Consider the following 20480-nt stretch of genomic DNA (forward strand, 5'->3'; position numbering starts at 1 on the left):
CCGCCGACCATCACGCGAAACGACGCCCGAGCCAGAAGACGGAGGCGAGAATGAACGCACCGAACACCGCCGTGACGCCCGCAGCGCGGACCGACGCGGGAACCGTGGCGCTGCCCGCCGCCTTCGCGCCCCGCGCCGAGGGACCGCGCATCTACAACCTGTTCCCGCTCCTCGTCGGCACGGTCTCGGCCTGGACCGCGGAGCTGCCGCGGATCGCCGGGCTCGGCTTCGACTGGATCTACCTCAACCCCTTCCACCAGACCGGCGGCTCGCGCAGCCTCTACGCGGTGGCCGATCTCGACCGGCTCGACGACCGCTTCCGCGATCAGGACGGGACACCGGACGACGAGCAGATCGCCCGCTTCTGCAGGGAAGCCGCCGCGCAGGGCATCGCGGTGATGAGCGACCTCGTCATCAACCACACCGCCGACAACGCCCGCCTGCTCCACGAGCGGCCGGACCTGTTCGTGCGCGACAGCGAGGGCAAGCCGGTCAGTCCGGCGGCGATCGATCCCGACGATCCGAGCAAGCGCACGGTCTGGGGCGACCTGATCGAACTCGACTATCATTCCGAGCACGCGCGCTCGGAGCTGACGCATATCTTCGATGGCTACATCGCCAAATTGCAGACGCTCGGCGTGCGCGGCTTCCGCTGCGACGCCGCCTACAAGGTGCCGCCGGATGTCTGGCGCGCCCTGATCCGGTCCGCCAAGGCGCGCGAGCCGCAAACCCTGTTCGCCGCCGAGACGCTCGGCTGCACCTTCGAGGAGGCGCAGGCGACGGCGGGCGCGGGCTTCGACTACCTGTTCAACTCCTTCGCTTGGTGGAACCTCAAGGCGCCCTGGGCCCTGGAGCAGTACGAGCGCCTGCGGGTGGTGGCGCCCTCCATCGCCTTCCCCGAGAATCACGACATGGCGCGGCTGGCCGCCGAGATCCCCGGCGGGCCCGAGGCCGTGGCCGCCCGGCTCAAGGCCCGCTACGCGCTCGCCGCCTTCTTCTCGGCGGGCGTGCTGATGCCGATCGGCTACGAATGGGGCTATCGCCGCGCGCTCCACGTGGTCGAGACGAGCCCCGGCTCGCGCGAGCACGAGACCGGCATCGACATCTCCGGCACCATCGCCGCGATCAACGCCCTGAAGGCCGAGGTCCCGGCGGCCAATGTCGAGGGGGCGCAGATGCGTCTCTCGGCGCCCGACGCCCCCTTCGTCGCCCTGTTCCGCACCGATACCGGCCACGCGGCCTCCGCGAACTCGGCGACGCTGGTGCTCTACAATCCCGGGGAGACGCCCGCGCCCGTCGATGCCGGCGCGCTGATCGCCCGAACCGGCGGCCTGCTCGGCAGCTTCCTCGACCGCACACCGGATGCCGAGCCGATCGCCTTCCATCCCGGCGCCAGCATCGATCTGACGCCCGGCGAGCTGCGCATTCTCGTGGCAGAGCGCGCCAAGGTCGCCGCGCCCCCGCCCTCCACCACGCCCGACGGCCAGGGCCGCGTCGTCATCGAGGCGGTGAGTCCCGAGATCGACGGCGGCCGCTCGGCGGTCAAGCGCGTCGTCGGCGAGCAGGTGCGGGTCGAGGCCGACATCTTCTCCGACGGCCACGAGATCATCAACGCGGCGATCCTCTCCCGCGTCGTCGGCGCGGCGACGTGGCGGCGCGACCCGATGATCTTCGTCGACAACGACCGCTGGGCCGGCCATTTCCCACTGGAGAAGAACGCCCGCTACGAGTTCACCATCGAGGCGTGGCGCGACGGCTTCTCGTCCTGGGTCCGCGACACGCTGAAGAAGCGCGACGCGGGCGTCGACGTGCGGCTGGAGACGATCGAGGGCGTCGAGCTCGTCCAGATCGCCGCCGACCTCGCGGAGGGCCGCGACAAGGAGCGTCTCAAAGCCCTGATCGCGTCGCTCGCGGCGGAGCCCGAGGGCTCGCCCGCGATCCTGCAGAAGATCCTGGCGCCCGAGGCCGCCTCGCTGGTCCGGCGCAACGCCGAGCGGGTGAACCTCTCGCGCTATCCGGTGAATGTCCCGGTCATCGCCGACCGCTTGGCCGCCCGCTTCTCCGCTTGGTACGAGATCTTCCCGCGCTCGCAATCGGGCGACCCGAACCGCCACGGTACCTTCAAGGACGTGATCGCGCGCCTGCCGGAGATCCGCGAACTGGGCTTCGACGTGCTCTACTTCACGCCGATCCACCCGATCGGGAAAACCAACCGCAAGGGCAAGAACAACACCCTCAAGGCGTTGGAGGGGGATGTCGGCTCGGTCTACGCGGTGGGTTCGGAGGAGGGCGGCCACGAGGCCGTCCACCCGGAACTCGGCACCCTGGAGGATTTCCGCCAGCTGGTCGCGGCGAGCCACGCCCACGGCATGGAGGTCGCGATCGACTTCGCGATCCAGTGCTCGCCGGACCATCCCTGGATCAAGAACCATCCCGAATGGTTCGAGTGGCGGCCCGACGGCACGCTGAAATTCGCCGAGAATCCGCCGAAGAAGTACGAGGACATCTCCAACGTCCACTTCTACGGCGGGGCCTTGCCCTCGCTCTGGATCGAGCTGCGCGACATCGTGCTCGGCTGGTGCGCCCACGGCGCCCGCATCTTCCGCGTCGACAACCCGCACACCAAGCCGATCCCGTTCTGGGAGTGGATGCTGGGGGAGGTGAACGCGGCCTATCCCGACGCGATCTTCCTCGCCGAAGCCTTCACCCGGCCGAAGATGATGAAGAAGCTCGCCAAGGCCGGCTACCAGCAGAGCTACACCTACTTCACGTGGCGCAACACGAAGGCCGAGCTGACCGAGTACGCGCTCGAACTCGCCGGCGAGATGGGCGAGTACTACCGCCCGAACTTCTTCGCGAACACGCCGGACATCAATCCGTATTATCTCCAGACGAGCGGCCGGCCGGGCTTCATCGTGCGGGCGACGCTCGCGGCGACGCTCTCATCGATCTACGGCATCTACAACGGCTTCGAACTGTGCGAGGCCGCGCCGTATCCGGGCAAGGAAGAGTATCTCGACTCGGAGAAATACGAGCTGAAGGCGTGGGACTACCACCGCCCCGGCAACATTCGCGAGCACATCATCAAGCTCAATCAGGCCCGCCGGGACAACCCGGCCCTGTGGGACTTCCGCAATATCCACTTCACCGGCGCGTTCAACGACAACATCATCGCCTACGCGAAGGTGACGCCGGAGCGGGACAATTGCGTGTTCGTGATGGTCAATCTCGACCCGAAGAACCGCCAGGAATGCACCTACGAGGTGCCGCTCTGGCTGTTCGGCCTGCCCGACGACGGTGCCGTCGAGGTCGAGGATCTGCTGCAGGGCTACACGTTCGAGCTCTACGGCAAGAGCCACCGCATCGCGCTGGACCCCGCCGAACGCTCGGCGATCGTCTGGCGCATCCGCCCGCGCCGGGTTGTTTGAACCGGCTCCGACGTGAGATCGGCAGAAAGCGGCGTGTCCGTCGCGTTCTCGCCAAGAAGCGGGCTCAGCAGGCTCGCAGCCCGGCGTCGTGCGCGCCGGCCCCGCTCTCGAAGTGACGTGAGGCAGCGACGCGATGATCGATCGCAGCGATCCGCAATGGTACCGTGACGCCATCATCTACCAGATCCACGTCAAGTCGTTCTTCGACTCGACGAATGACGGGATCGGCGACTTCGAGGGCCTGACCCAGAAGCTCGACTATGTCCGCGACCTTGGCGTGACGGCGATCTGGCTGATGCCGTTCTACCCGTCGCCCCTGCGCGACGACGGGTACGACATCGCCGATTACCGCGACATCAATCCCTCCTACGGGACGATGGAGGATTTCCGGGCCTTCGTGGCGGCGGCGCATGAGCGGGGCCTGCGCGTCATCACCGAGCTCGTCATCAACCACACCTCGGACCAGCATCCCTGGTTCCAGCGCGCCCGCGAGGCCCCTCCCGGCTCGCCGGAGCGGGATTTCTACGTCTGGTCGGACACCGACGAGCCGTACGGCGATACGCGCATCATCTTCCTCGACACCGAGGCCTCGAACTGGACCTGGGACCCGGTCGCCAAGCAGTATTTCTGGCACCGCTTCTACAGCCACCAGCCCGACCTCAACTTCGACAATCCGGCCGTGCTGGAGGCCGTGATCGAGGTGATGCGCTACTGGCTCGACATGGGCGTGGACGGGTTGCGCCTCGACGCGATCCCCTACCTGATCGAGCGCGACGGCACGAATTGCGAGAACCTCCCCGAGACCCACGACGTCATCAAGGCGATCCGCGCGGCCCTCGACGAGAGCTATCCCGACCGGATGCTCCTGGCGGAAGCCAACCAGTGGCCGGAGGAGACCGCGCAGTATTTCGGCGACGGCGACGAATGCCACATGGCATTCCACTTCCCGCTGATGCCGCGCATGTACATGGCGATCGCCCGCGAGGACCGGCACCCGATCACCGACATCATGCGCCAGACCCCGGAGATCCCCGAGGGCTGCCAATGGGCGATCTTCCTGCGCAACCACGACGAGCTGACGCTCGAAATGGTCACGGCCGAAGAGCGTGACTATCTCTGGTCGTTCTACGCCGCCGAGCGGCGCGCCCGCATCAATCTGGGCATCCGCCGCCGCCTCGCGCCGCTCCTGGAGAACGACCGGCGCAAGATCGAGCTGATGAAGTCCCTCGTCCTGTCGATGCCCGGCACGCCGGTGCTCTATTACGGCGACGAGATCGGCATGGGCGACAACATCTATCTCGGCGACCGCGACGGCGTGCGCACGCCGATGCAATGGTCGCCCGACCGCAACGGCGGCTTCTCGCGGGCCAATCCGCAGAAGCTGTTCCTGCCCGCGATCCAGGACCCGATCTATGGCTACGACGCCATCAACGTCGAGGCGCAGACCCAGGCCCAGACCTCGCTGCTGAACTGGACGCGGCGCATGATCGCGATCCGCAACAACTCCGTCGCCCTCGGGCGCGGCGCGATCCAGTTCCTGTATCCGACGAACCGCAAGGTCCTGGCGTGGCTGCGCGAGCACGAGGGCGAGCGCATCCTCTGCGTCGCCAACCTCTCGCGGGCGCCGCAGGCGGTGCAGCTCGACCTGTCGGACCTGCGCGGCGCGATCCCCGTCGAGCTCACCGGCGGCAGCCAGTTCCCGGCCATCGGCGAGTTGCCCTACCTGCTGACGCTGCCGGCCTACGGCTTCTACTGGTTCTCGCTCTCGGCGGCGAATACCGGCGAGATCGGCCCGCAGCCGGCGACGCCCGAACTGTTCACGCTGGTGCTCACCGGCGGCGTCGAGACCCTGATCAAGGGTCGCGAGCGCACCGCCTTCGAGCGCACCGTCGCCCCGGCCTTCATCAATTCGCGCCGCTGGTTCGGGGCCAAGGGCTCGCGCATCAAGGCCGTGCAGGTCGACGACAGCGCGATCGTCAAGGACGATGCGGGCGAGGGCAAGTTCCTGCTGCCGCGGGTCGCCGTGACGCTGGCGAATGGCGAGCGCCAGGACTACTTCGTGCCGCTCGCCGTCGACGAGGGCCGCGAGGACGAATCCCTGCTTGATCACGCCGTCGCCCGCGTGCGGCGGGGCCCGCGCACCGGCCTGCTCTACGAGGCCGCAGCCGCCGCGCCCTTCGCGATCGCCCTGATCGAGGCGATGCGCGACGGCGCGACGATCCCCTCGGAGCGCGGCCAGATCGTCTTCTCGACGACCTCGGCCTACGATCCGGAGGTGCCGTTCGAGGCCGCCGACGTGCGCCGCCTCTCGGCGGAGCAGAGCAACACCTCCATCGCCATCGGCGCCCGGATGATGCTCAAGCTCCTGCGCCGCCTCCAGCCCGGCACGCATCCGGAGATCGAGATCGGCCGCTTCCTCACGGAGGAGGCCCATTTCGCCAACACGCCGGCGCTGCTCGGCGTGGTCGAGCACGTTGCCGAGGACGGCACCCGCACGGCGCTCGCGCTCCTTCAGAAATTCGTCCTCAATCAGGGCGATGCCTGGACCCTGATGCTGGAGGGGCTGCGGCGCGATTTCGACACCGTCGTGCTCGCCCCCGAGAGCGAGGCGCCGACGCCGGAGGAAGCGTTCGCCTCGCATCTGCGCTGGGCGATCCTGCTGGGGCAGCGCACGGCCGAGCTGCACAAGGCCTTCGCCACCCCGACCGACGACCCGGCCTTCGCGGTCGAGCCGTTCACGGAATCCGACCTCAAGGCCCTGGCCGACGACGCCCGCCATCAGGCCTCCCGCGCCTTCCGCGGGCTCGACGCGATCACCGCCTGGTCGCCGGGTTCGGCCGCCGAGGCGCTCGCGGCGCGGCGCGGCGAGGTCGAGGCGCTGATCGGAGACCTGGCCTCCGGGCCGCTGCGGGGCGCCACCAAGACGCGCATCCACGGCGACTACCATCTCGGCCAGGTGCTGGCCTCGGAGGGGGATCTCATCATCGTCGATTTCGAGGGCGAGCCCTCGCGGCCGGTCGAGCAGCGCCGGGCCAAATCGACGCCGCTCCGGGACGTGGCCGGCATGCTGCGCTCCTTCGCCTACGGGGCCGAGACGGTGGTGCGCGAGATCGCCGCCCGCTTCGGCGACAGCGCGGAGCGGGCCCGCAACGCCTCGATCGCGTGGCGCGGCATGATCGATGCAGCGTTCCTCGACGGGTACGGTCAGGCCGTCGCCGGCAGCCAAGCGGCGGTCGAGGACGCCGACACCCATCGGCGGCTGCTGCGTCTGAGCCTCCTGGCGAAGGCGCTCTACGAGGTCGATTACGAGGTCAACAACCGACCCGACTGGATCGAAATCCCGGCACGCGGGGTTCTCAACATGCTGGACGAGGCCAAGCGCGACCGCGCCTCGGCCTGATCTCTGCCGCGTGAGGGCCGGACCGGCCCCATGCCGGTCCGGCTCAAGAGACTGAACGAAGCGACGGGCGGGGCGGAGCGCGAAGCCCCCCGGCTCGTTGTCACATCGAAGCAGACCTAGACGGCGCATCGGAAGAGGTGACTGCATGACGGCTCTGGACGACAAGGCGACCTCCCCGGCGGCAGCCTCGAACGAGGGCCGCGCGGCCGCCGACGTCCCGAACAGGTCAGGCGTGGCCGAGGCGGCGTCAGCCCCCCGGTCTCCTGAATCGTCGGCCGGAGAGGGCGGCGCACCGCGCGCCGGTCGCCCCGTCTCCCAGCCCCGCGACACGCACCTGTCCCCCGAGGCCGTCGCCTCGGTGATGGCTGCCGATCACGGCGACGCCTTCGGCGTGCTCGGACCGCATCAGGTCGGTCCCGGCGCCTGGGAAATCCGCGCGATCCTGCCCGAGGCCAAGGGCGCCCGGCTGCTCACCGGCGGCCAGAGGCTGCCGTTCGAGCGCGTGCATCCCGACGGCTTCTACGTCGCCAGCGTGAAGAGCGACGGCCGCCCGCTCTACGAGATCGAGGTCGAGGCCTGGGACGGCTCGACGGCGCGCCGCCACGATCCCTACGGCTTCGGCCCCTCGCTGGAGCAGCACGAGATCGACGGCCTGCGCGAGATCGGCAGCAACCTCGTCTACCGCGTGCTCGGAGCCCATGCCGGCACCCTCGACGGCATCGACGGCTACCGCTTCGCGGTCTGGGCGCCGAATGCCCGCCGGGTCAGCGTGGTCGGCGACTTCAACGATTGGGACGGACGCCGTCACCCGATGCGCCTGTGGCGCAACGGCGGCATCTGGGAACTGTTCGTGCCGGGCCTCACCGCCGGTCAGAACTACAAGTTCGAGATCCGCGGTCCCGACGGCGCCTTGCAGCCGCTCAAGGCCGATCCGCTCGCCTTCCGGGCGCAGCATCCGCCGCAGACGGCCTCGATCCTGCACGGTCTGGGAGAGCCGGCCTGGAACGATGCCTCATGGATGGAATCCCGCGGCAAGGGCGATCCGCGCCACTCCGCGATGTCGGTCTACGAGGTCCATCTCGGGTCCTGGGCGCGGGTGCCCGGCGAGGGCAACCGCTACCTGACCTACAAGGAGTTGTCCGAGCGGCTGATCCCCTACGTCAAGGACCTCGGCTTCACCCATATCGAGCTGCTGCCGATCACGGAGTACCCGTTCGACGGCTCCTGGGGCTATCAGCCGGTCTCGCTCTTCGCGCCGACCAGCCGCTTCGGCACGCCGGAGGAGTTCTGCGCCTTCGTCGACGCCGCGCACGAGGCCGGCATCGGCGTGCTGCTCGACTGGGTGCCGGGCCACTTCCCCCTCGACGCCCACGGCTTCGGCCTGTTCGACGGCACGCATCTCTACGAGCATGCGGACCCGCGCCAGGGCTTCCACCAGGATTGGGGCACCTACATCTACAATTTCGGCCGCGACGAGGTCTCGGCCTTCCTCACCGCCAACGCCCGGTTCTGGCTGGAGCATTACCATCTCGACGGCCTGCGCGTGGATGCGGTCGCCTCGATGCTCTACCTCGACTATTCGCGCCGGGCGGGCGAGTGGATCCCGAACCAGTATGGCGGCAACGAGAATCTCGACGCCATCAACTTCCTGCGCAAGACCAACGAGGCGACCTACAGCCACGCCCCGGGCACGATCACGGTCGCCGAGGAATCGACCTCCTGGCCCGGGGTCTCGCACCCGACCTATACAGGCGGCCTCGGCTTCGGCTTCAAGTGGAACATGGGGTGGATGCACGACACCCTGAAGTTCATGTCGGAGGATCCGATCCATCGGCGCTACCATCACCACAACCTGACCTTCGGGCTGCTCTACGCCTTCTCCGAGAACTTCGTGCTGCCGCTCTCCCACGACGAGGTCGTGCACGGGAAGGGCTCGCTGCTCGGCAAGATGCCCGGCGACCGCTGGCAGAAATTCGCGAACCTGCGCGCCTATTTCGGCTTCATGTGGGGCCATCCGGGCAAGAAGCTGCTCTTCATGGGCGGCGAGTTCGGCCAGGAGCGGGAGTGGAACCACAACCAGTCGCTCGACTGGCACCTGCTCGAGGATCCGCTCCATGGCGGCCTCAAGGATCTGATCCGCGACCTTAACCACGTCTACACGTCGACGCCGGCCCTCCACAGCCGCGACGTCGAGCCCGGCGGCTTCCAGTGGCTGGTGGCGGACGATTCCGACAACTCGGTTATCGCCTGGGCCCGCAAGGGGAAGAACGAGGGCGAGATCGCCATCGTGGTCTCGAACTTCACCCCCGTGGTGCGGGAAGGCTACCGCGTCGGCGTGCCGAGCGGGGGGCGCTACCGCGAGGCGATCAACTCCGATGCCGAGCGCTACGGCGGCTCGAATGTCGGCAATATGGGTGGCGTCCAGGCGGACGCCGAGCCGAGCCATGGCCAGTCCCATTCGCTCAGCCTGACCCTGCCGCCGCTGGCCACGCTGATCCTCGTGCGCGAGGGCTGACCCGTCACGCTCCGGGACCGCGTCGCCGCGGTCCCGATCCTCGTCACGTCACCATGCGCTATCGTGCCGGCGCCGGATGCCCGTTTTGAATTATTCTTGAAATGAGGCATGCTGCCTCCAGCCATCGAAAACCGGCCCGTCGAACGAGGCCCGGCTCGAGCGCGGAGGACACATGAACGAGATCGTCAAGCCGGACTCCCTGATCGTCGCCGAGGCCGAGAGCCTGACGGAAACGTTCTTCGGAGGTTGCCCGCACGATTGCCCCGATACCTGCTCGATGCTGTTCGACGTCAAGGACGGACAGCTTCAGGGCGTGCGCGGCAATCCGGACCACCCGATGACCCGCGGTGGCCTCTGCGTGAAGCTGAAGGATTACGAGAAGCGCCACTACCATCCCGACCGGCTACTCTACCCGATGAAGCGGGTCGGCCCGAAGGGCTCGAAGGAGTTCGAGCGCATCAGCTGGGACGAGGCGCTGGACACCATCGTCACGCGCTGGAAGGCCATCATCGACCAGTACGGTCCGCAGGCCATCGCGCCCTACAGCTATCTCGGCAACCAGGGTCTGGTGCACGGGCTGAACGGCGGCGACGCCTTCTTCAACCGCCTGGGCGCGACCGTGACCGAGCGCACCTTCTGCGGCGAGGGCTCCTGCACCGCGTGGCTCCTCACGGTCGGCCCGACCGCCGGCCTCGACCCGGACAGCTACATCCACTCGAAATACATCGTGATCTGGGCCTGCAACTCGATCAGCACGAACCTGCACCACTGGGCCATCGTGAAGGATGCCCAGAAGAAGGGCGCCAAGGTCGTCGTGATCGACACCTACGCCTCACGCACCGCCAAGGCCGCCGACTGGCACATCGCGCCGAAGCCCGGCACCGACGGCGCGCTCGCCATGGCGCTCATCAATTCGATCATCGAGCAGGGGCTCGTCGATCAGGATTACGTCGACAACCACACGGTCGGCTTCGAGGAGCTGAAGGAGCGCGCCACCACCCGCACGCCCGAATGGGCCGCCGAGATCACCGGCGTCTCCGCCGACGATATCCGTCAGCTCGCCCGGGAGATGGCGACCGAGCAGCCGGTGGGCATCCGCATCGGCGTGGCGCTGGAACGGCATTACGGCGGCGGCCAGACCATCCGGGCGGTCGCCTGCATCCCGGCGCTGACCGGCGCATGGCGCCATGTCGGCGGCGGCATCACCCAGTTCGGCGTCTGGGAGCACCCCTACAAATTCGACGTCATCTGTCGCCCGGACCTGATCCCGGAGGGCACCCGCGTCGTCTCGAACCTGCAGATCGGCCGGGCGCTGACCGGCGAGATGCAGCTCGACCCGCCGATCATGTCGATGATGTGCTGGAACTCGAACCCCGTCACGCAGGCACCCGAGACCGACAAGATCGTCCAGGGGCTGATGCGCGAGGACCTGTTCATGGTCTCGGCCGAGCACTTCATCTCGGATACCGCCTCCTACGCCGACATCCTGTTGCCGGCGACGATGGGCGCGGAGATGGAGGACATGATCCTGTCCTGGGGCCACCTCTACCTCACCTACAACACCAAGTGCGCCGAGGCGCCGGGCGAGGCGATCCCGAACAACGAGATCTTCCGCCAGCTCGCGGCGCGGCTCGGCTTCGAGGAAGAGAACTTCAAATGGAGCGACAGCGAGTGCCTCGAGCACTACGTCGATTGGTCGTCGCCGGCCTGCGAGGGCATCGACCTCGCCTATATGCGCGAGCACGGCTTCGCCCGCCTCAAAGTGGGCACGCCGGACGACCGCGCGCCGCATAAGGAGGGCAACTTCCCGACGCCCACCGGCAAGTGCATGCTGAAGGTCGAGGGCGCTACGAACTTCGTCGCCCCCCCGTTCCGGCAGATGTACGAGGGCTTCCAGCCCGGCGAGGCGCTCGACCCGCTGCCCGACTATCTCGGACCGCGCGAGTCCCACACGAACGATCCGGAGCTCGCCAAGCGCTTTCCGCTCAACATCGTCTCGCCCAAGAGCCACTACTTCCTGAACTCCTGCTACGCGAACATGGAGGACAAGCAGAAGGGCCAGGGCGAGCAGTTCGTGATGATCAACCAAGCCGACGCCGACGCCCGCGGCATCCGTGACGGCGACCGGGTCCAGGTCGGCAACGACCGCGGCGCCTTCAAGGGCGTGGCGCGGATCACCGACGACGTGAATGCCGGCATCGTGGTGGCGACGCTGGGCTACTGGCGCCAGCTCAACGAGGGCACGGTCAACAGCATCTCCTCGGGCGCCTTCACCGACATGGGCCACGCGCCGTCGTTCTCGGACAACCTCGTCGAGGTCTCGCGCTCGAACTGATGGGCGCGTGTCTCCTCCCCCTCGTGGGGAGGAGAGACGCCTCAGCGTCCGGGCGGCTGCCCCTTCGCCCGGCGGAACGCATCGGCCAGCGCCCCACCGCGCTCCGGCTGGGAGGCCTGCGGCGCGGGCCGCTGCGCCACCGGAGCCGGCCGCGGCCCGGCGCTCCGCTGCGCCGCCGGCGTCCCGTCCACCGGATCGTCGAGGCGCATCGACAGGCCGATGCGCTTGCGCGGCACGTCCACCGACAGCACCAGCACCCGCACCACGTCGCCGGCCTTCACCACCTCGGAGGGTGAGGCGATGCGGCGGCGCGCCATCGCCGAGATGTGGACCAGCCCGTCCTGGTGGACGCCGATATCGACGAAGGCGCCGAAAGCCGCGACGTTGGTGACGACGCCCTCCAGCTGCATCCCCGGCTTGAGGTCGGAGATCTTCTCGACCCCCTCCTGAAAGCTCGCGGTCTTGAAGGCGGGGCGGGGATCGCGGCCGGGCTTTTCCAACTCGGCGATGATGTCCCGCACCGTCGGCACGCCGAAGCGCTCGTCGGCGAAGCGCTCCGGTGAGAGCCCGCCGAGAACGGCCGCATTGCCGATCAGCACTTTGATGTCGCTCTTCGTCGCCTCCAGGATGCGACGCACCACCGGATAGGCCTCCGGATGGACGCCGGAACGGTCGAGCGGATCGGTGCCGTCGGGGATGCGCAGGAAGCCCGCGGCCAGCTCGAAGGTCTTGGGCCCGAGCCCCGGCACTTTCTTGAGCGCGGCGCGGGTGCGGAACGGGCCGTTGCCGTCGCGATGGGCCACGATCTTGGTCGCGACCGACTCTCCGAGACCCGAGACCTGCGCCAGCAGCGGCACCGAGGCGGTGTTCACGTCGACGCCGACCGCGTTCACCGCGTCCTCGACCACGCCGTCGAGGGAGCGCGACAGCTTCTGCTCGCCGATATCGTGCTGGTACTGGCCGACGCCGATGGATTTCGGGTCGATCTTCACGAGTTCGGCCAGCGGATCCTGAAGACGCCTTGCGATCGAGACGGCGCCGCGATGCGACACGTCGAGGTCGGGCAATTCCTTGGAGGCGATGGCGGAGGCCGAATAGACCGAGGCGCCGGCTTCCGAGACCATGACCTTGGCCATGGACAGATCGGGGTTGGCCGACAGGATCTCGGCGGCGAGCTTGTCGGTCTCGCGCGAGGCGGTGCCGTTGCCGACCGCGATCAGTTCGACCCTATGGCGGCGGCAGAGCTTCGACAGGGCCGCGACCGCCTCGTTCCAGCGCCGCTGCGGCTCGTGCGGATAGGTCGTCTCGACGGCGAGCACCTTGCCGGTGGCATCGACCACCGCCGCCTTCACGCCGTTGCGGTAGCCCGGATCGAGCCCGAGCGTCGCCCGCCCGCCGGCGGGGGCGGCCAGCAGCAGATCCTTGAGATTGCCGGCGAAGACCTTCACGGCGGCATCCTCCGCCCGCTCGAACAGGCGGGTGCGCAGGTCCGCCTTGATGCCGGTGCGGATCTTGGTGCGCCACGCCACACGCACCGTCTCGATGAGCCACGCATCGGCCGGGCGTCCGCGGGCCGAGACGGCGTGGCGTCGGCAGATCGCCAGCTCGAACGGGCCGGGGATGCCGGACGGCGAATCCTCGCCTTCCGCCGCGAGCCCAATCTCCAGCACCTCCTCGGCCTCGCCGCGGAAGAGGGCCAGCACCCGGTGCGAGGGCATCCGCTCCAGGCGCTCGCGCCAGTCGAAATAGTCCGAAAACTTCTGGCCCGCCGCCTCCTTGCCCTTGCGCACCCGCGAGACCGCCTCGCCGGACTTCCAGAAATCCTCGCGCAGGCGCCCGATCAGGTCGGCATCCTCGGCGAAGCGCTCGATCAGGATGGCGCGGGCGCCCTCCAGCGCCGCCTCGGCGGACTCGACGCCCTTGTCGGCGGCGACGTAGCCCTGCGCCGCCCGCTCGGGAGGCGTCTCGGGCTTGGCCAGCAGCGTCTCGGCCAGCGGCGCGAGGCCGGCCTCCCGGGCGGACTGCGCCTTGGAGCGGCGTTTCGGGCGGAACGGCAGGTAGATGTCCTCCAGCCGCGCCTTGGTCTCGGCGCCCGCGATCGCCGCCGACAGCTCCGGCGTCAGCTTGCCCTGCGACCGGACGCTCTCGATGATCGCGGCGCGCCGCTCGGCGAGGTCCCGCAGGTAGCCGAGGCGCTCGGCGAGGGTGCGCAGCTGCGCATCGTCGAGGGAGCCGGTTGCCTCCTTGCGGTAGCGGGCAACGAAGGGAACGGTGTAGCCGCCGTCGAGCAGCTCGACCGCCGCCGCGACCTGTCCCTCGCGCACCCCGAGTTCCTCGGCGATGAGCCCGTTCACGGTCTTCGTCACGGCCATCCAGGGCTCTCCATCGCGGCGGCAGATTCGTCGGGGCCACGGGGATAAGGCGCTGGCGGCGAGACGCAAGGCGGAAGCGGATCGGGGGAGGGCGCCGGCCGCCGCATGATAGTCTGGAGGCCGGCCTTCCTCCCTCCGTCATCATGACGAGACCGCTCGTCAGCGCCTCGCGATGACGGCGAGGATGGGGCTTGCGCTCGCAGTCCTGCCGGTCAGGGCAGATCGTCGTCCGGCGCGGCCAGCAGCGCCCCCCGGCGCAGGGCGGCGCGCTCGTCCGATTCCTCGCGGCATTTCAGGACATGGCCGTCGCGGTTGACGACCTGGAGGTTCGGCGCGCCCCAATAGGCCAGCAGGAACGGCCAGGGCAGGTCGCGCTCCTCGCGCCAGACCCGGTAGAGCGGGAGCCGGTGATCGACCTCCGCGCCCCGCAGCAGGCGCTTGCCGGAGACGGCGCAGCGATGGCGCTGGCGCGCCTTCAATTCCTTGAGGTGGTCGCTCGGCGCGCACCAGAACTCCCAGGCGACGACACAGGCGGCGTGCCAGGATGCGCGGCGGCTCGGCGCGCCGTCGCCCGCGAGGTCTCGGTGCCAGCCGAAGCGGAAGACCGGCTGCCCGCAGATCCGGCAGGCGCCGGGGCCGGGGGCGTGACGCTCCTCGCGAAAGGGGGCGGGCGGCACCCGGAAGCTCGTCGGCAACCCCTCGCCGCGTCCCACCTGCCACGTCCAGCCTTCGGGCGCACCGGAGCGGGCGGCGAGGGCGCGGGCGAGGCGGTCGGCCCGCAGCACGTGATGGCGCCAATAGCTCGCCACCGCCCGGCTCGGCGTCGGCGGGGTCAGCGGCCGGCTGAGCGCATGGTGCAGGACATGGGCCGGAAAGCCCGGGTGCAGGGAGCGCTCCAGACGGGCGCGGGCCGATGCGTTGCGCGACGAGCGCCATTCCGATGTCGCCATGGCACGGCCTAACCCGACGCGGCCCCGATGCGAAAGGGGAGGGCGGCCCTGCTCCGCCCGCCTGCCGCCGAGGGTTCATCCGGCGTCGCATCGCGGCCACAGCTGATGCCGAACGTGCTCGGCCGCACCGCATGCCCGAGCATGAGAATGAACGTTCATTGACATGAGAATGAACGTTCACTATCAACCTTCACAGCGCAGGAGGTGCCGGTGAGCCCGTCTCTCGATCATCGTTGGGAAATGCCCTCGGCCCGCCCGAACCGTCTCGGGATGCTGGCCCTGCGCGTGGTCCGGGACGTCTGCACCCCGGCCAACCTCGCCCTCTGCGCCGTGGTGGCGCTCGGCTGGCTGGCGCTGATCGGCTGGACCGGTGCGGGTGCCACGGGCTGGCAGGCCCGGCTCTGCGCCGATCTCGACCTCCAGCCCCGCGCCTGCGCCGTGCTGCCCGGCGCCGCGGACCGCGCCGGCCTCGACTTGGCGCGGGCGTCATGAGCCTGGGCGCCGTCACCGCGGCTCCGATCGAGCCGACCTCCGCGCAGGCAGCGCGGCGGGCGCACATCCTCGACGCGGCGGAAGCCTGCTTCGTGCGCAACGGCTTCCACCGGACGACGATGCAGGATCTCGCCCGCGAGGCGGCGATGAGCCCCGGCAACATCTACCGCTACTTCGATTCCAAGGAGGCCGTCGTCCTGGGCCTCGCTGAGCGCGACCGTGAGCGCGGTGCCGTCCTGGTCGAGATGCTGGAGCGGGCCGGCGACCGTCGCGGCGTCCTCAACGGCATCCTCGCGGCCTATTTCTCCGAGATGACCCGCGGCGCGGCGATCCTGCGCCTCGATCTCTGGGGGGAGGCGACGCGCAATCCGGCCATCGGCGCCATGATCGCGCGCGGGGACGAAGAGGGCCGCATGTGGCTCATCGAGACGTTCTCGGCCATCGCGCCGGGATGCGATGCCGTCGGCCTGTTCGAGGCGGTCGCCCCCCTGATGAAGGGGCTGATCGTCAGCCGGGCGCTGATTCCCGACTACGATGCCGGTCCGGCGATCCGGCAGCTGCTCGCCCTGATCGATGCGGGCTTCGCCGGTCCGGTCCCCGCCGCCGAGAAGGCCGCCTGATGAGAGCCGCCCGCCGCCTGTTTCTCTTCACCGCGACGGCGCTCGCCATCGCCGCCGCGCCCGCCGCGCGCGCCGAGGTGCCGGCACCCGCGACGCCGCGCTTGCCCGCGGTCAGCGTGGTCGAGGCGGCGCGCCGCGAGATCGTCGAGCGCGTCGTCGTCACCGGGACGCTGGTGCCCCGCGACGAGATCCTGGTCAGCCCGGAGATCGACGGCTACCGCATCGTCGAATTGCTGGTGGAGGAGGGCACGCGCGTCGCCAAGGGTCAGGTGCTCGCCCGCCTCAACCGCGACCTGATCGACCGCCAGCTCGCGCAGCAGGCGGCGCTCGTCGAGAAGGCGTCCGCCGCTCTGCCGCAGGCTCAGGCGAGCATCGAGCAGGCCGAGGCCGCCGAGACCGAAGCGCGCCTCTCCTTCGAGCGGGCCAAGTCGCTCATGCAGACCGGCAACGCCACGGCGGCCGTGATGGAGAACCGCACCGCCCTGCTGCGCCAGGCCGAGGGCAAGCTGACCTTCGCCCGCAACGGCCTCTCGATCGCCCGGGCCGACCTCGCCCAGGCGCAGGCGGTGAAGGCCGAACTCGAACTGCGCCTCGCCCGCACGGAAATCCGTGCGCCGGAGGCCGGCATCGTCAGCCGCCGCACGGCCCGCATCGGCATGTCGGCCTCCTCGTCCGCCGAGCCGCTGTTCCGCCTGATCGCCCGCGGCGAGATCGAGCTGGAGGGCGAGGTCATCGAGACCAAGCTGCCGCTCCTGCGCGAGGGCTCGCCCGCCTTCATCGAGATCGGCGAGGGCGAGCGCATCGCGGGCAGCGTCCGCGTCGTCTATCCGGAGGTCGACCGGGCGAGCCGGCTCGGCAAGGTGCGCGTGCGCCTCGATCCCGATCCGCGCCTGCGCATCGGCACCTTCGTGCGCGGCGCGGTCGAACTCGCCCGCACCCGCGGCGTCACCGTGCCCCAGGCCTCCGTGCTCTATGGCGGGGGCAAGCGCAGCTCCGTCCTCGTCGTCGCCGAGGACCGGGTGGAATCGCGCGAGGTCCGCACCGGCCTGTCCGACGACGACGACATCGAGATCCGCGCGGGTCTCAACGAGGGCGAGCGGGTCGTCGCCCGCGCTGGCAGCTTCTTGCGGGATGGGGACCGGGTCCGTCCGATCTCCGTCACCACACGAACGCCGACAGTCGCCGCCGCCCCCGCGCCGCAGGCCACCGCCGACGCGCGCTGACGCGCGTCCGCCCCTGTCTTGAATCCTTGAACGGGTCGCCCCGATGCGCCTGAACGTCTCCGCCTGGGCGATCCGCAACCCGATCGCGCCCCTCGTCCTGTTCCTCGTGCTGATCGTGCTCGGCCTCGTCAGCTTCCGGGGGCTCGCGGTCACGCGCATGCCGAACGTGGACGTGCCGATCGTCTCGGTCACCATCACGCAGGGGGGCGCGGCGCCTTCCGAATTGCAGACCCAGGTGACCAAGTGGGTTGAGGATTCGATCGCGGGGGTGAGGGGCGTCAAGCACATCACCTCGGCGATCACCGAAGGCTCCTCGGTCACGACGGTCGAGTTCCGGCTCGAGGTGAACACCGACCGCGCCGTCAACGACGTGAAGGATGCGATCTCGAAGATCCGCATCAACCTGCCGCGCACCATCGACGAGCCGGTGATCCAGCGGGTCGAGATCACCGGCCTGCCGATCCTGATCTACGGCGTCACGGCGCCCGCGATGACGCCGGCCGAGCTGTCGTGGTTCGTCGAGGACAAGGTCGCCCGCACGCTCCAGGGGGTGAAGGGCGTCGGCGGCGTCGAGCGCGTCGGCGGCGTCGCCCGCGAGATCCGCATCACGCCCCAGCCCGACCGGCTGCTGGCGCTCGGCATCACCGCGGCGGAAGTGAACCGGCAGGTGCGCGCCACCTCCGCCGACATGGCGGGCGGGCGCGGCGAGATCGGCGGGCGCGAGCAGTCGATCCGCACCCTCGCCGCCTCGCGCACCATCCGCGATCTCAAGGCCACCTCCATCGTCCTGCCCGGCGGTCGCAAGGTGCGCCTCGACGATCTCGCCACGGTCGAGGACGGGATCGAGGAGCCGCGCACCTTCGCCCGCTTCAACGGCGAACCGGTGGTCGCCTTCTCGGTCTCCCGCGGCTCCGGCGCCAGCGACGCGGAAGTGGCGAAGGGCGTGGAAGCGAAGATCGCGGAATTCCGCGAGGGCTATCCCGACATCCGCTTCGAGACGATCGATTCCTCGGTCGCGGCGACCATCGGCAGCTACGATTCCGCCATGCACACCCTGATCGAGGGGGCGCTGCTCGCGGTCATCGTGGTGTTCCTGTTCCTGCGCGACTGGCGCGCCACCCTGATCGCGGCGATCGCCCTGCCGCTCTCGGTCTTCCCGACCTTCTGGGCGATGGATGCGCTGGGCTTCACGCTCAACGGCATCAGCCTGCTCGCCATCACCCTGGTGACCGGCATCCTCGTCGACGACGCCATCGTCGAGATCGAGAACATCGTCCGGCACATGCGGCTCGGCAAATCCCCCTATCGCGCGGCGATCGAGGGCGCCGACGAGATCGGGCTGGCGGTCATCGCCATCACGGCGACGCTGATCGCAGTGTTCGCGCCCGTCTCCTTCATGGGCGGCATCGCCGGGCGCTACTTCATCCAGTTCGGCCTCACCATCGCGGTGTCGGTGTTCATGTCGCTGCTGGTGGCGCGGCTGATCACGCCGCTGCTCGCCGCCTATTTCCTGCGCGACCACGGCCATGCGGACGAGAAGGAAGGCCCGGTGATGCGCGCCTATGGCCGCCTCGTCGGCTGGTCGGTGCGCCACAAATGGATCACGCTGTTCGTCGGGCTCGCGCTGTTCGTCGGCTCGCTCGCCTCCACCAAGCTGCTGCCCTCGGGCTTCATCCCCAAGCAGGACAACGCCCGCACCCTGTTCATGCTCGAACTGGCCCCCGGCGCCCGGCTGCCCGATACGATCGCGGTCGCCGACCGGGTGGTGGAGCGAATCCGCGCGCTGCCCGAGGTGGTCTCGGTCTTCGTCGACGGCGGACGGCAGGCCGGCGGCAAGAAGGAGACGCGGCTCGCGACGCTGATCGTCAATCTCAAGCCGAAGAACCAGCGCGTGAAGCGCCAGTGGACGCTCGAGACCGAGATCGCCGGCCTGCTCGCCGACGAGCCCGACATCCGCTCCTGGACCCTGCGCGACAGCGGCCAGCGCGATCTCGCCCTGGTCGTCGGCGGGCCGGACGTCACCGTGGTCAGCGAGGTCGCCGCCCGGCTCCAGCGCGACATGGCGGCGATCCCGCACCTCGTCTCGGTGATGTCGACCGCCCCCCTCAACCGCACGGAGGTGCGGATCCGCCCGAAGGAGGGCGCGGCGGCCGATCTCGGCGTCTCGACCGACACCATCGCCGAGACCGTGCGCGTCGGCACGATCGGCGACATCGGTCTGAACCTCGCCAAGTTCAACGCCGCCGACCGGCAGGTTCCGATCCGGGTGCAGCTGCCCGAGAGCGCCCGCGGCGCGGTCGCGCGGCTGGAGAACCTCAAGGTACCGGCCAAGAACGGCACCGCCGTGCCCCTCGCCGCGGTGGCCGACATCGAACTCGACCAGGGGCCGGGCGCCATCGAGCGCTACGACCGCGTCGTGCGCGTGGCGGTGGAAGCCAACATGGAGGGCTCCGACGCGTTGGGCTCGCTCATCGAGCAAGCGTTGAATACGCCCACGGCGAAGAACCTGCCGCCGGGCGTGACGATCCGCCAGGTCGGCGATGCCGAGATCATGCAGGAGGTGTTTTCCGGCTTCCTCATGGCGATGGGCGCCGGGATCATGATGGTCTACGCGGTGCTGGTCCTGCTGTTCGGCAATTTCCTGCAGCCGCTCACCATCCTGTTCTCGCTGCCGCTCTCCATCGGTGGCGCCATCCTCGGCCTCCTGATCTTCAAGATGCCGATCTCGATGCCGGTGGTCATCGGCATCCTGATGCTGATGGGGCTGGTGACCAAGAACGCGATCATGCTGGTCGATTTCGCCGTGGAGGAGATGCGGGCGGGCGTCGATCGCGTCACGGCGATCGTCGATGCCGGTCGCAAGCGGGCGCGGCCCATCGTGATGACCACCATCGCCATGGCGGCCGGCATGGTGCCCTCGGCCATGGCCTTCGGCATCGGCGGCGAGTTCCGCGCGCCGATGGCGGTGGCGGTGATCGCCGGCCTCATCGTCTCGACCCTGCTCTCGCTGGTCTTCGTGCCGGCGGTGTTCCTGCTGATGGACAGCCTCGGGAGCCTGATCGGGCGCGGGCTCGGCCGCTTCGTCGGCCCGCGCGACGAGGCGCCCGTGTCCCATCCGGCCCCGAGCGTTCACTAGAGGCCGACG

General features: G+C 69.5%; 10 protein-coding genes. 8 read left to right on the forward strand and 2 right to left on the reverse strand.

Going from position 1 to position 20480, the window contains the following annotated elements; genetic code table 11:
• Positions 1 to 50: 50 nt before the first annotated feature.
• From OWC43_RS09900 to OWC43_RS09915, 4 genes are all read left to right on the forward strand, one after another.
• Positions 51 to 3428, forward strand: coding sequence for a maltotransferase domain-containing protein (locus tag OWC43_RS09900; protein ID WP_393956520.1), 3378 nt, complete (start codon positions 51 to 53; stop codon positions 3426 to 3428).
• A 133-nt stretch (positions 3429 to 3561) separates the two neighbouring features.
• Positions 3562 to 6828: a maltose alpha-D-glucosyltransferase gene (gene treS, locus OWC43_RS09905; RefSeq protein ID WP_137830646.1), complete on the forward strand. Its 3267-nt coding sequence runs from the start codon at positions 3562 to 3564 to the stop codon at positions 6826 to 6828.
• Between the two features lie 145 nt (positions 6829 to 6973).
• Positions 6974 to 9343 carry a 1,4-alpha-glucan branching protein GlgB gene (gene glgB, locus OWC43_RS09910; protein WP_393956521.1) on the forward strand — a complete coding sequence of 790 codons (2370 nt, stop codon included), beginning with the start codon at positions 6974 to 6976 and terminating at the stop codon, positions 9341 to 9343.
• 172 nt (positions 9344 to 9515) lie between these two features.
• Entirely contained in the window at positions 9516 to 11678 is a 2163-nt protein-coding gene (locus tag OWC43_RS09915) for a molybdopterin-dependent oxidoreductase (RefSeq protein ID WP_393956523.1), read from the forward strand.
• A 41-nt stretch (positions 11679 to 11719) separates the two neighbouring features.
• Here OWC43_RS09915 and OWC43_RS09920 read toward each other — a convergent pair whose 3' ends face one another.
• Both OWC43_RS09920 and OWC43_RS09925 read right to left on the reverse strand, forming a co-directional pair.
• Entirely contained in the window at positions 11720 to 14050 is a 2331-nt protein-coding gene (locus OWC43_RS09920) for a Tex family protein (protein WP_393956525.1), read from the reverse strand.
• A gap of 212 nt (positions 14051 to 14262) precedes the next feature.
• Complete coding sequence (locus tag OWC43_RS09925) at positions 14263 to 15000, reverse strand: hypothetical protein (RefSeq protein WP_393956526.1); 738 nt, start codon at positions 14998 to 15000, stop codon at positions 14263 to 14265.
• A gap of 240 nt (positions 15001 to 15240) precedes the next feature.
• On the opposite strand from OWC43_RS09925, the gene OWC43_RS09930 reads away from it, so the two are divergent.
• The 4 genes from OWC43_RS09930 to OWC43_RS09945 are packed head-to-tail and all read left to right on the forward strand — an operon-like array spanning position 15241 to position 20471.
• Positions 15241 to 15492, forward strand: a complete 252-nt coding sequence (locus OWC43_RS09930) for a hypothetical protein (protein ID WP_373324516.1) — start codon at positions 15241 to 15243, stop codon at positions 15490 to 15492.
• On the forward strand, positions 15489 to 16112 hold the full coding sequence (locus OWC43_RS09935; RefSeq protein ID WP_393956528.1) for a TetR/AcrR family transcriptional regulator: 624 nt from the start codon (positions 15489 to 15491) through the stop codon (positions 16110 to 16112). The genes OWC43_RS09930 and OWC43_RS09935 overlap by 4 nt, the downstream gene beginning before the upstream one ends.
• Entirely contained in the window at positions 16112 to 17335 is a 1224-nt protein-coding gene (locus OWC43_RS09940) for an efflux RND transporter periplasmic adaptor subunit (RefSeq protein WP_137830652.1), read from the forward strand. Before OWC43_RS09935 ends, OWC43_RS09940 begins: the two co-directional genes overlap by 1 nt.
• Before the next feature lie 43 nt (positions 17336 to 17378).
• Positions 17379 to 20471, forward strand: coding sequence for an efflux RND transporter permease subunit (locus OWC43_RS09945; RefSeq protein ID WP_238308510.1), 3093 nt, complete (start codon positions 17379 to 17381; stop codon positions 20469 to 20471).
• Positions 20472 to 20480: the final 9 nt, after the last annotated feature.

Origin of the sequence: Methylorubrum sp. POS3 (genome assembly GCF_043352485.1) — a bacterium.
In the GTDB taxonomy this organism is placed as follows: domain Bacteria; phylum Pseudomonadota; class Alphaproteobacteria; order Rhizobiales; family Beijerinckiaceae; genus Methylobacterium; species Methylobacterium suomiense.